This is a genomic window from Amycolatopsis sp. CA-211722, from assembly GCF_056828465.1.
Genome location: NZ_CP184752.1, coordinates 8,343,823 through 8,355,853 on the forward strand (window position 1 = coordinate 8,343,823; position 12,031 = coordinate 8,355,853).

At 68.8% G+C, this 12,031-nt stretch carries 11 protein-coding genes; 5 read left to right on the forward strand and 6 right to left on the reverse strand.

The annotated features are described in order from the left end of the window. Window positions 1-87: 87 nt before the first annotated feature. The gene (locus tag ACOCEP_RS38185) at window positions 88-810 is read right to left on the reverse strand and encodes a helix-turn-helix domain-containing protein (RefSeq protein WP_482334707.1); all 723 of its coding nucleotides are present in this window, start codon (window positions 808-810) and stop codon (window positions 88-90) included. Window positions 811-950: 140 nt separating this feature from the next. Between ACOCEP_RS38185 and ACOCEP_RS38190 the strand changes: the two genes are divergently transcribed. Next, complete coding sequence (locus ACOCEP_RS38190; RefSeq protein ID WP_482334709.1) at window positions 951-1,685, forward strand: hypothetical protein; 735 nt, start codon at window positions 951-953, stop codon at window positions 1,683-1,685. Here the strand turns inward: ACOCEP_RS38190 and ACOCEP_RS38195 are convergent. The 4 genes from ACOCEP_RS38195 to ACOCEP_RS38210 are packed head-to-tail and all read right to left on the reverse strand — an operon-like array spanning window position 1,663 to window position 5,580. Continuing rightward, window positions 1,663-2,988, reverse strand: coding sequence for an MFS transporter (locus ACOCEP_RS38195; protein ID WP_482334711.1), 1,326 nt, complete (start codon window positions 2,986-2,988; stop codon window positions 1,663-1,665). The genes ACOCEP_RS38190 and ACOCEP_RS38195 overlap by 23 nt on opposite strands. A gap of 5 nt (window positions 2,989-2,993) precedes the next feature. Beyond that, window positions 2,994-4,142 (reverse strand): galactonate dehydratase, encoded by a 1,149-nt coding sequence (gene dgoD, locus ACOCEP_RS38200; protein WP_482334712.1) that lies wholly within the window; start codon window positions 4,140-4,142, stop codon window positions 2,994-2,996. Window positions 4,143-4,153: 11 nt separating this feature from the next. After that, on the reverse strand, window positions 4,154-4,750 hold the full coding sequence (locus tag ACOCEP_RS38205) for a 2-dehydro-3-deoxy-6-phosphogalactonate aldolase (protein ID WP_482334714.1): 597 nt from the start codon (window positions 4,748-4,750) through the stop codon (window positions 4,154-4,156). Beyond that, window positions 4,747-5,580: a 2-dehydro-3-deoxygalactonokinase gene (locus ACOCEP_RS38210; protein ID WP_482339898.1), complete on the reverse strand. Its 834-nt coding sequence runs from the start codon at window positions 5,578-5,580 to the stop codon at window positions 4,747-4,749. Before ACOCEP_RS38210 ends, ACOCEP_RS38205 begins: the two co-directional genes overlap by 4 nt. Window positions 5,581-5,783: 203 nt before the next feature. On the opposite strand from ACOCEP_RS38210, the gene ACOCEP_RS38215 reads away from it, so the two are divergent. After that, entirely contained in the window at window positions 5,784-6,545 is a 762-nt protein-coding gene (locus tag ACOCEP_RS38215; protein WP_482334716.1) for an IclR family transcriptional regulator, read from the forward strand. A gap of 9 nt (window positions 6,546-6,554) precedes the next feature. Here the strand turns inward: ACOCEP_RS38215 and ACOCEP_RS38220 are convergent, their stop codons facing one another. Beyond that, complete coding sequence (locus tag ACOCEP_RS38220) at window positions 6,555-7,718, reverse strand: TetR/AcrR family transcriptional regulator (protein ID WP_482334717.1); 1,164 nt, start codon at window positions 7,716-7,718, stop codon at window positions 6,555-6,557. 196 nt (window positions 7,719-7,914) lie between these two features. On the opposite strand from ACOCEP_RS38220, the gene ACOCEP_RS38225 reads away from it, so the two are divergent. The 3 genes from ACOCEP_RS38225 to ACOCEP_RS38235 all read left to right on the forward strand — a co-directional run bounded on the left by ACOCEP_RS38225 (window position 7,915) and on the right by ACOCEP_RS38235 (window position 12,009). Beyond that, window positions 7,915-9,459 (forward strand): AMP-binding protein, encoded by a 1,545-nt coding sequence (locus tag ACOCEP_RS38225; RefSeq protein WP_482334719.1) that lies wholly within the window; start codon window positions 7,915-7,917, stop codon window positions 9,457-9,459. Between the two features lie 43 nt (window positions 9,460-9,502). Next, window positions 9,503-10,693 (forward strand): oxygenase MpaB family protein, encoded by a 1,191-nt coding sequence (locus ACOCEP_RS38230; RefSeq protein WP_482334721.1) that lies wholly within the window; start codon window positions 9,503-9,505, stop codon window positions 10,691-10,693. 455 nt (window positions 10,694-11,148) lie between these two features. Then, entirely contained in the window at window positions 11,149-12,009 is an 861-nt protein-coding gene (locus tag ACOCEP_RS38235; RefSeq protein ID WP_482334722.1) for a poly(ethylene terephthalate) hydrolase family protein, read from the forward strand. Window positions 12,010-12,031: the final 22 nt, after the last annotated feature.

Sequence of the window (12,031 nt, forward strand, 5' to 3'; positions counted from 1 at the left end):
TCCTCTCCGTCGCCTTTGACTTGCTCAAGTGTTCACTAATATTGAACACGTGAGCGCATACGTCAAGTAGCAGCGGACGCGAGGAGTTCAGCGTGCCCCGTCGCGCTCGCCCTTCACCGGCGGGACACCCAGCAGGGCCAAGGCTTCGACGGCGTTCGACGGCCGTGCCGGATCCTCTCCGGAAAGGCCGCCGACCTGCGATTCGACCCACTCCCGAGTGTGATCGAGCGCTCGCCTGCCGGACACGAACCACACACCGCGCGCGGCTTCGGCGCCGTGATTGAGATACAGATGCGGACGAGTGGAGTCGAAGCACAGCGAGTCGCCCGGCGTGAGCAGATGCCGCTCGAAGTCGAGCAGCAGGGTCAGCTCGCCCGAAAGCAGGTAGGCGTGCTCGGTTCCGCTGTGGCGCATGAGTTTCCGGTCGACCGAACTGGCGGCCCCGGGTTCGTAGGTCACCAGCAGGGCGTCGACGTCGCTCTCGCCGCCGACGGCGAGCCGCTCCCAGCGGACCCCGTTCGCCATCTCGAGCACCGGGTTGTCCGCCGCCCGCTGCACGACATCGGAAGCAGCCCGCGCGACCGGCCGCTCCTTCGCGGCAGGCGCCGCGCCGATGCCGAGCAGTTCGTCGAGCGAGATGCCGAGCTGGCTGACCAGCGCGTACAGCGTGCTCACCGAAGGCTGGGACCGGCCGGTCTCGACCTGGGAAAGCAGGCTCGCCGAGATCCCGGCGGCGGTCGCCACCTTGCGCAGGCTCAGCTTGCGTTCTTCCCGCGCCTGCCGCAGCGCGGGCCCGATCCTGTCCTCCACGCGAGCCCCCTTGCACTCAGTTCGACAGGACTGAACAGTACCGGCACTCGCCAGGGTGCTCTGCGACTCGCCTCACTTGACAGCCCGTTCAGTGCCATTAAACACTGCACAGGCAACTCGCTCATGATCCGGAGGCACCGATGCCCACTACCGAACCCACGATCGAGGCCGTCCTGGCCGGCCGTCCCGTGTCTCGCGAAACCGTCCGAGCGTGGGAGACGAAGCGGATGGGCAAGGCCGCCGCGAAGATCGGCCTCCCGGCACCCACCGGCGAACTCGCCCGGGCGCGGACCGCGTTCGCCGACGCCAAGCTGAACCTCGGCCCGGACGAGATCCGTCGCCGTCTCGGCCGGGACATCCGCCGTGCCGACGCGGTCGCGCGCGCGTCCACCCGCCTTTCCCGCGGGCGTCGCGTCACCAGCACCTGCGACCTCCACGTCACCGGAGCCGGTACCGCCGCGGAATTCCTCGCCTGGTTCACCGACACCGGCCGGGACGACTACGCCCGCAGCATGATCGCCGCCAACCCGGACCACTTCCTGATCGACACCGCGTCCGACGGACGGCAGGAGGTCATCGAGACCACCGGGGGCAGCCCGCTCGCGACCCGGTTCCTGGTCGACTACACCGACACCGCGGAGATCGTCACCCACCGGGATCCGGCGTTCCCCCTCGAAGCCTCGGGCGTCGCCCGGTCCGGGTCGGGGCTGGCCATCGGCGGGGTCCGGCACGAGTTCCGTGACCACGCCGACGGCTTCCACGCCCACCTCTGCGTCGAGTTCCCGCGGCTCACGATGCCCGCGATGGTCACCCAGCACCGGATGCACCTCGCCTGCGAGTTCTCGAACTGGATCACCCTGGCGTTCGCTCGCTGACCGCGCCGTCCCGCTCGGCCACGCGCTCGACCTTGCCGACCAGGAAGACGTAGGACAGGATCCCGGCGACCGTGATCACGGTCATGTAGGCGAAACCGGGCGCGAAACTGTCGTCGGTGACGATCAGGCCGATGACGATCGGCGTGGCGATCGACGACAGGTTGCCGATGAAGTTGAACATCCCGCCGGTCAACCCGAGCAACCGTCGCGGGGCCAGCGCCGAGACCAGTGACCACGTGATCGACGCGAGCCCGTTGCCGAAGAAGGCGATCGACAGGATCACGATGACCAGCGTCGTCGAGTCGGTGAAGCCCGCGGTGACCATCACGGTGCTCAGCAGCAGCCCGGCGATGATCGGCCCCTTCCTCGCCACCCCGAGCGAAGCACCACGCCGGACCAGGAAGTCCGACAGGACACCGGAAGCCAGCACACCGACCAGTGCCGCGACGAACGGCAGCGACGCCAGGAAGCCGGACTTGATGTAGTCCATTTCCCGGTACTCGACGAGATACGTGGGGAACCAGGTGAGGAAGAACCAGAGTGTCGAAGTGAGGCAGAACTGTCCGAAGTAGATTCCCCACAGCTTCCGGCTGCCCAGCACCGTCGCCAGGTCCGCTCGCGTGATCCGCGCCCGCTCCGGCCGTTCGCGGGGTAGATCCACCAGGCCGCCGCCGGAACTGATCAGCTCCACCTCGGCCTCGTTGGCCCGTGAATCGCGCGGCTCCCGGTACTTCGCGTACCAGAGCACCGCCCAGAGGATGCCGACCAGACCGGTGGCGATGAACACCCAGTGCCACGAAAGCACGGTCTGCAGCCAGGACAGCACCGGTGTCAGCAGCGCGAGCCCGATGAACTGGCCCGAGGTGTAGAAACCGATGGCCGTGGCGCGTTCGCGTTCCGGGAACCAGACGGTCGCGATCTTGCTGTTGATCGGATAGGCGGGCGCCTCGAAGACCCCGACCATCAGCCGCAACGCGATCAGCGCCACGAAACCGCCGATGATCCCCATGAAGAACGTCGCCAGCGACCACAGGATCAGGCAGGCCGGATAGAGCAGCCGCGGCGGGATCTTGTCGACCAGCCAGCCGCCGGGCAGCTGCAACGCCGCGTAGGTCCAGCCGAAGGCCGACAGGAGGATTCCTTGCTCCGCCTTGGAAAGGTCGAGCTCGCCGGCGATCGCGGGCATCGCGATCGACAGGTTCGACCGGTCGAGGTAGTTGATGACGACGGTGACGAACAGCATCACCGCGATGAGCACCCGGAACCTGGTGGGGCGCACGGCGCTTCGGACGGTCGTGGTCATCGCGCTCACCATTCCGCGAACGAGCCGTCGGTGTGCCGCCACACCGGATTCCGCCAGCGGTGGCCTTCGGCCGCGCGTTCGGCGACGTACTCTTCGTCGATCTCGATGCCCAGCCCCGGCCCGCGAGGGATGGCGACCTGCCCGTCGGCGTAGGCGAACACCGACGGATCCGCCAGATAGTCGAGCAGATCGTTGCTCGTGTTGTAGTGGATGCCGAGGCTTTGTTCCTGGATCGTCGCGTTGTAGCAGCCCGCGTCGATCTGCAGGCAGGCCGCCAGCGCGATCGGGCCGAGCGGACAGTGCAGTGCCAGGCCGACGTCGTAGGCCTCCGCCATATGCGCGATCTTGCGCGCTTCGGTGATGCCGCCGCAGTGTGACGGGTCCGGCTGGATGATGTCGACGGCACCCGACGCCAGCACCGCCTTGAAATCCCACCTGGAGTAGAGCCGCTCGCCGAGCGCGATCGGGATCGGCGAGTTGCGCAGGACTTCGGCGAACCCGTCGACGTGCTCGGACAGCACCGGCTCCTCGACGAACATCAGCCGGTACGGCTCCAGTTCACGCAACAGGACCTTGGCCATCGGCTTGTGCACGCGGCCGTGGAAGTCCACCCCGATGCCGATGTCCGGGCCCACCGCCTGGCGCACGGCGTCCACATTGGCCACACAGCGGTCGACCTTGTCCCACGTGTCCAGATAGGACAGTTCCTCGGTGCCGTTCATCTTCACCGCGCTGAACCCGCGGTCCACCACCGCACGCGCGGCGCGGGCGGTCTCGGCGGGCCGGTCGCCGCCGATCCACGAGTACACCTTGATCGTCTCGCGCACCCGGCCGCCGAGCAGTTCGTGGACCGGCACGCCGAGTGCCTTGCCCTTGATGTCCCAGAGGGCCTGATCGATCCCGGCCAGCGCGCTCATGTGGACACCGCCGCCACGATAGAACCCGCCGCGGTAGAGGACCGTCCACAGATCCTCGATCTGCGAAGGATCCTTGCCGATCAGGTAGTCGGACAGCTCCTCCACGGTGGCGGCCACCGACGCGGCCCGGCCCTCCAGGACCGGTTCACCCCAGCCGATGACGCCCTCGTCGGTTTCGATCTTCAGGAACGACCAGCGCGGCGGCACCTGATATGTCGTCATTGACACGATCTTCATGGGTTTCTTCCTTAGTCCTGGTGCCAAATCCTGGAAAATTCGCGGGCACGGGCGCCGACCGCGTCCGCGCCGTCACCCGGCCGGTAGAGGCAGGAACCCAGCCCCGCCCCGGCCGCCCCGGCGGCGGCCCAGGCCGCCAGGTTCGTTCCGTCGACGCCGCCGACCGGCAGCAACCCGACCTCGCGCGGCAGCACGGCGCGCCACGCCTTCATGCCCCCGATCCCGACCGCGCCGGCGGGGAACAGCTTGAGATTCCGGGCGCCGGCGGCCACCGCGGCGAAGGCCTCGGTGGGCGTGGCCACGCCGGGATACGGCGTCATCCCCTCGGCCACGGCGGCGGAGATCACCGCGGGATCGGTGTTGGGCGCCACGATCATCCGCGCCCCGGCCGCCCGCGCCCGGCCGACGTCTTCGGTGGTGAGCACCGTGCCCGCGCCGATCTCGCACCCTTCGCCGAACGCGTCGGCGAGCAGGCGGACGCTCTCGAACGGCTCCGGCGAGTTCAGTGGCACCTCGATGGCGGGGAATCCCGCGTCGACGAGCGCCCGGCCGATGCCGACGACCTCGGCCGGGGTCACTCCGCGCAGGATCGCGATCAAACCGGTCACGGCTTCAGTGTCCTTTCGAGACGGCCTTCGAGCAGTCCGGCGGCCGTCGCGATCCGCCACAGCCCTCGGACGGTGATCTCCTCGGAAAGCAGGGTGGCCCCCACTCCCCTTTCGGCGAGGGCGGCGGCATAACGACGACAGAGTTCGCTCGCTCCACAAAGGACGACCTGAGTGTCCGACGCGCTCAGCAGATGCGAGACTTCGTCGGCGATCAGGACGCCGGAGAGGTAGTCGGGCACCGACTCCGGTGCCAGTACGCCGTCGAGCACGAGCGGACGGGCGCCGAACGCCTCGGTGGCGAGCCCTCGCGAACGCCGTCCCGCCGCCAGGCCCCGCGAGAAGGCCGCGTCGTCGGCCACCGGATCGGCGGCCGTGCGGGCGAGGATTCCGTGCGCGGTCAGCAATCCGTACAGTTCGCCGGTCATCGCGGTGGTGAAGCCGGTGACGAGCCCGTTCTCGACACGGACCCATTTGCTGTGCGTCCCGGGGAGCACCACGGTGAGCGGTCCGCCGGGGTGCCCGAGCGCCTCGAGCGCGCCGACGAGTTGCGTTTCCTCACCGCGGAGCACGTCGCCCGGTTCGTCACCGGACGGGATCCGCAATCCCGGTACGAGGTGGAGAACGCCGTCGCGATGGGAAACCGGGACGAGCGAAGGGAAATCGAGCGGCGCCGGGACGGTGCGATAGCCGGAGTCGGCCCAGCCCTGCGCGCTGCCCACCATTCCCGAGGCGAGCGTGGGAAGACCGGGGTGCGCCGTCAGCCAGTCGCCGCAGGCTTGCCGGAAGGCCGACTCGTAGGCGGCCGCCCTCGCCCCGCTGGTCCCGGAGATCCACGCCCTCGGTCGTGGTGAGCAGTCCGCGCCCGGCGTCGCGGGCGTCGAGGATCTCGCCGTCCCTGCCGAGCAGCCAGGCGCGCTGACCGGAGGTCCCCCAGTCGAGCGCGATCAAGGCGGGTTCAGTGTCCGTCACGAGCGACATCGTGCGGCCGCGTTCCCGATAATGCGATCGCCGTCCCTATATGTAGGATTCGGTCATGTCCGACACGGCACCGCCCGGCACCCAGACCCTCGCCCGCGGCCTCGCGCTGATCCGCGCGGTCGCCAGTGGCGCGACCGACCTCCGCGGTCTGGTCGACCACACCGGCCTGGGCCGCAGCACCGCGCACCGGCTGGTCCAGCTGCTGGTCAGCGAGGGTTACCTGCGCAGCGGACGGGACGGCTACACGCTCGGGCCGACCCTGATCGAGCTGGGTTTCCAGGCCCTGCACGGAAGCCCGCTGCCGGTGGTCGCCCGGCCGGTGCTGGAGGAGCTGGCGGACCAGTTGCGGGACACCGTGCATCTGGCCGTCCGCGACGGGGATTCCGTGCTGTACCTGGACAAGCTGCCGGGTTCACGGGGCGCGGAGATGCGCTCGCGCATCGGGCACCGGATGCCGTTGACCCGCACCGGGGTCGGTATGGCGCTGCTGCTGGACTCCGCGCCGGAGTGGCGGGAGCTGTACCTGGCCGAGACGCCGGTGGAGCCCGGCCGGGTTCACCCGGAGGACGTCGACGCGTTCCTGGCGCGGATGCGCGAGTACGCGGAGTCCGGGGTGGCGATGGACCTGGAGGACAACGAACCGGGGATCCGCTGTGTCGCGGCGCCGATCCGGGACGCCACCGGTGCGATCGCCGGTGCCATCAGTGTTTCGGCGACCCGGCCGTACATGCCGGCCGCCCGCATGCGCGGCCTGAACCGCGTCGTCGGCCGTGCGGCGCGACAGGTCTCCGCCGGGCTCGGCCACCGCGAATCCTGAGGGTTCGAGTCAAACCCCCAGCGCGCCCACGAGCAGTGCGCTCACCGCGTCGCGGTTGGCGGGGACGTCCTCCCAGCGCAGCCTCCGGCCCGCTTCGACCACCACCCCGAAGCCCGCGTGCACGAGCACCCTCGCTTGGCGCTGGCCGAGTTCCGGCCGGGCCGACCGCAATTCCCTTTCCCAGACGGCGATGTGCTCGCGCTGCGCGTTGACCAAGGGCCGCTGCAGAGCCGCGGGAAGGCCCGCCAGTTCCGCGTTGGCGACGCTCGTGAGCGCGGTGTGCTCGAAGCTGTACGCCACATACGTCCGCGCCAAGGCGAGCAGGGCGTGGCCGGGGTCGTCGACAGCACGGAGGTTCTGTTCCACCGCCTGGGCCAGAATCGCCGCGGCCTGGAGGCAGGCGGCGGCGAGAATGTCGGCCTTACCGGGGAAATACCGGTAGAGCGCGGACGGCACCAGCCCCACGGCTTCGGCGATCCGGCCGTTCGTGACGTTGGCGAACCCGTCCTGCTCGAACAACGGGATGGCGGCCGCGATGATCTCCGAACGCCTGGTTCGCGACTCCGGGCCGGGCGGCAGCTCGACTGCGTGCGGAGTCCCGCCGCCCGTCGCCGGATCGGTCGCGGCCACCCGCAGCGCGGACTCCACCAGCACCTCTTCGACCCGGCGCTGGGCGATCGACGTGCGGTGCATCGTGATGGACCCGATCACGCCGAGGGCCGCCACGGCGCGCAGGCGCGCGCCGGGGAGCGGGTGCTCCCGCCGCACGGCGTCGGCCACCCGGTCCACGACCTGCCCGAACTTCAGCGCGAGCGAATGCCGGTCCTCGCGGTCGAGATACCGGGATTCCCACCGGTACAGGCCGCTCGACGCCCGATGGGTGACCGTGCCCCGCGTGACGGCGGCGAGCACCTCCGCCAGCGGCGCGCCGGGCTCGACCTCGTCGAGGGTGGCGACGAGCCGGTCGGCCATGACGTTCGCGCAGGCGGCGAACAGCGCGTACTTGTTCGGGAAGTGCCGGTACAGGGCCGCCGCGGTGATCCCCACGTCGGCGGCGATCTCCTCCATCGACGCCGCGTGGTAGCCGTGTTCGCTGAAGATCCGCCCGGCCGCGTCGACGATCGTCTGCTTGCGGTTGCGGGGCCGGACGGCCGCGGTCGAATCGGCGCTCATCGCGGGTGCCGAGCGGCTGCGCACGGGAACAGGGCCATGCGGGGAAGTCAACCACGGACCGGATCACCGGCACGGGAGCTGACCGGCGAAGACCGCGCCCCGATGTGATTCTCGATTAACTTATGGGTTCTCAACCGGCACTTTGGCATGCATACTGGCTTCGCGACCAGTCCCGTTCCGACACCTGAGGATGGCCATGTCGACCGCTTCGGCTCCCGCCTCGTCCTTCCGGCACCACTGGATGGCGCACGCGGCGACGCACGCGATGACGCGTCCGGACAAGCCCGCCCTCCGGTATCTCGGGGAGACGACGACCTGGTCGGAGCTCTCGGAGCGGTCCTTGCGGCTGGCCGCCGGTCTCGCCGCACGCGGGATCGCCGAAGGCCATCGGGTGGCCACGCTGACCCTGAACCACCCGTGGTTCGTCGAGACCGTGTTCGCGGCGAACAGCCTGGGCGCCATGGCCGTCCCGCTCAGTTTCCGGCTCGCGCCGGCGGAGCTCGACCACATCCTGGCCGACTGCGCGCCGTCGGCCATCGTCGTCGACGAGCGGCTGCTACCCCTGCTCGACGCCGCGCCGAACGCCGCCTCGATCGGGACGGTGCTCGTGCTCGGGGAGTCGTACGAAGACTTCCTGACCGCGCACGAGCCGCTGGAGCTGCCGGACGTCAGCGAGGAGTCGACCGCGCTGATCATGTACACCTCGGGCACCACCGGCAGACCGAAAGGGGTGATGCTGTCCCATCGCAACCTGCAGATGCAGGCGATCACCTGCCTCCAGGCGATGAAGATCTTCGACGACAGCGACGTCGCCTTCCTGACCGCGCCCTTCTTCCACATCGCGGGGCTGGGTTCGATCGTGGCGAACTTCCTGGTCGGCGGCGTGGTCGTGATCCACCCGCTGGGCGCCTTCGATCCGCGCGCGGTGCTCGACGCCTACGAACGCGAGGGCGCCACCGTGGTGTTCAACGTTCCCCAGCAATGGGATCTGATCTGCGCCCAGCCGGACATCGCCGACCGGGATCTGAAACTGCGGATCATCAGCTGGGGCGCGGCTCCCGCGACCAGGGCGACACTCCTCGCCATGGCCGAAAAGTTCCCCGGCGCCCTCAACGTCGCCGTGTTCGGCCAGACCGAGACGTCCCCGATCACCTGCGTCCTCAGCGGCGACGACTCGACGCGCAAACTCGGGTCCGTCGGCAAACCGATCCCGACCCTCCAGTACCGCGTCGTGGACGACGACATGAACGACGTCGCACCGGGCGAGGTGGGTGAGATCGTCTATCGCGGTCCCACGGTGACCAAGGGGTACTGGAAGAAGCCGCGGGAGACCGCGGAAGCCTTCGCCGGTGGCTGGTTCCACTCCGGCGATCTGGTCTCCCAGGACGAGGACGGCTTCATCTGGGTGGTCGACCGCAAGAAGGACATGATCATCAGCGGCGGCGAGAACATCTATTGCGCCGAAGTGGAGAACGCGATCGCCGCGCATCCGTCGGTCCTGGAGGTCGCCGTGATCGGCAGGCCCGACGAGCGCTGGGGCCAGGTGCCGGTCGCGTTCGTCACCACCCCGCCGGACGCCGCACCGTCCTTGGCGGAACTGGTCGGATTCCTCGACGGCAGGCTCGCGTCCTTCAAGCTGCCCAAGGATCTCGTGGTGGTCCCCGAACTCCCGCGCAACGCGGGCGGGAAAGTGGTCAAGGGTTCGCTCCGCGACCTGGACGAGAAACGCGCACATCACTAGCGAATCACTCATCGGTTGCCTACCAAGGAAGTTAGGTCAGTAAATGAGCGATCTCAGCAGGAGGAACGTCCTGTCCCTCGGTGTCGCACTGGGACTGGTCGGCGCGGCGGGCGTCGCACCGGCCTGGGGTGCGACGCAGGCCGGCCCGGCCGCCGACCCGTGGTGGGTCTGGGACGACGAAATCGACCGCATCATGGCGAGGATCCTCGAAGCGGGCGAGGTTCCGGCGGTCAACACAGCGCTGAAACCCTGGGTGGACAACAACGATCCGCTGCCCGGCGGCCTGCCCGCCGATCTCGCCGGCTACCTCCAAGGCGTCCACAAGCTGCCGTCCTGGGCCGACCCCGCGAAGTTGCGTCGCGCGGCGGATTTCAACCGGCGCAAGGACACCTACCTGTTCATGCTGTACGGGCTCGGTAGCGGGATCATGAGCACAGTCATTCCGCGTGAGGCCAAATCGGTCTACTGGTCCGCGGGCGGGGCAGACATGCAGGATCGCGCGGCCAAGACGTTCACCTTCGGCTACGACCTGAGCGACCTGAACGCCTTCGAGCCCGACGGCCAGTTCGTGGTCACCGCCAACAAGACCAGGCTCGTGCACGCCGCGGTGCGCCATCTCCTGCCGCAATCGGCGCACTGGAAGGCCGTCGCGGACGAGCGGATCCCGATCAGCAACGGCGACATCCTGGTCACGTTCCACAGTCTCGGCACCTACGTGCACCGGAAACTGCGCGAGTGGAAGGTCCCGATGTCGGCCGCCGACGAAGAGGCCTTCCTCCACATGTGGCAGGTCGCCATCCACCTGCTCGGCGTGCGGGAGGAGTTCATCCCGAAGACGTGGGCCGCCGCGCACGCGCAGTCGGCTCAGGTGCTCACGCCTATCCTTTCCCCGTCGCACGAAGGGAAAGAGCTCGCCGAAGACCTGCTCGGGCTGACCGCGCAGATCGATCTGGGCGTCACTCGCGGCTTCCTCAATGAATTCGTACGCTACGTGCTGAGCGACGCGATCGGTGACTGGCTCGGATTGCGCCGCGACTACGCGTCCGCGGCCCTCATCCGCACCGCGTGGCCCGCCTACATCGCCTTCCGCGAGGGGCTGATCCCCGTCATGCCCGCCGGGTTCTACATGTTCGACCAGCTGGTGCGCGCGCTGGCGATGCTGTTCCTCAACAAGGGAACCTCGCCGACGACCACCGCCATCACGATCCCCACCGGGAACCGGCCGGGGGCCTGACCGCGCTACCGGCTCGTGAGTGGTACGGACGGATAGTGAGCCGTAGGGGCAAATATGGCGTGCTCGGGCGCTTGCTCGATGCGGGCTTCGGTGTCGCGAAAGCCACTTTCGGGACATCAGGCGTCGCGAAAGTGGCTTTCGCGACGTGTTCGAGCCTTCCGACGCCCATAAGGACCGCACCACTTGTGGCGAAGGGGACTTCCCTAGCGTGCGATGAGGGGAAAGCTCCCTTCACCTCGCCGAGCCACCCCCCGGAGCGACGGACTCGCCACCCGACAGGACACCCTTGCCCTACGGGTCAATAACCGTCCTCACCACTCACGAGCCGGAAACCCTGCTCGGCGTGACAATTTTCCGCCTCTCAGTAGTTTCCACGACGCGCTTCTCCCCGGGATCCCGCTATATCTGGGCATCCGTTCCGGCCTCGGAACGGTTCTTCCGAGAGGACATGCGCAATGAAGCGTGGAACACGGTGGGGCGCCGCGATTCTCAGTGCGGCGACCGCACTTCTCGTGGTGGCGGTACCGGCCGCCGCCGAAGAGAGTCCTTATGCTCGCGGTCCGGCACCGACGAAAGCCAGTATCGAGGCGGATCGTGGCACGTTCCAGACCGCCACCGAGAAGGTCCCCGCCGGGCAGGGGTTCGGCGGCGGGACGATCCATTACCCGACCGCCACCGGCCAGGGCACGTTCGGCGCGATCGCCATCGCGCCCGGCTTCCTGGAGTCGGAGGCGGCGATCGCCTGGTACGGCCCGCGGCTGGCGTCCCAGGGTTTCGTCGTCATCACGTTCTCGACGAACAGCACCTGGGACACCCCGGACAGGCGCTCCGACCAGCTGCTCGCGGCGCTGCGTTACGTCACCGACTCGAGCCAGGCCAAAAGCCGTGTCGACCGGGACAGGCTGGCCGTCATGGGGCATTCGATGGGCGGCGGCGGGGCGTTGATCGCCGCACAGAAGGCGCCCACGCTGAAGGCGGCCGTCCCGCTGACGGGCTGGAATCCGAACACGACGTTCTCCGACCTGAAGGTCCCCACCTTCGTCGTCAGTGCCCAGAACGACTTCATCGCCCCGGACGGCTCCCATTCCCGGCCGTTCTACCAAAGCCTTCCCGCGTCGCTGGACAAGGCGTACATGCTGCTGGCCGGGGCGGGCCACATGGCGCCCACGAACCCGAACGTGACCATCGCGAAGTACAGCCTTTCGTGGCTGAAACGCTTCGTGGACCAGGACACGAGGTACGACCAGTTCCTGTGCCCGCTTCCGGCGAACGATCCGAAGATCGCCGTGTACCGAGGAACCTGCCCGATCGGCTGACGGTCCCCTCTGGCGGCCGCTG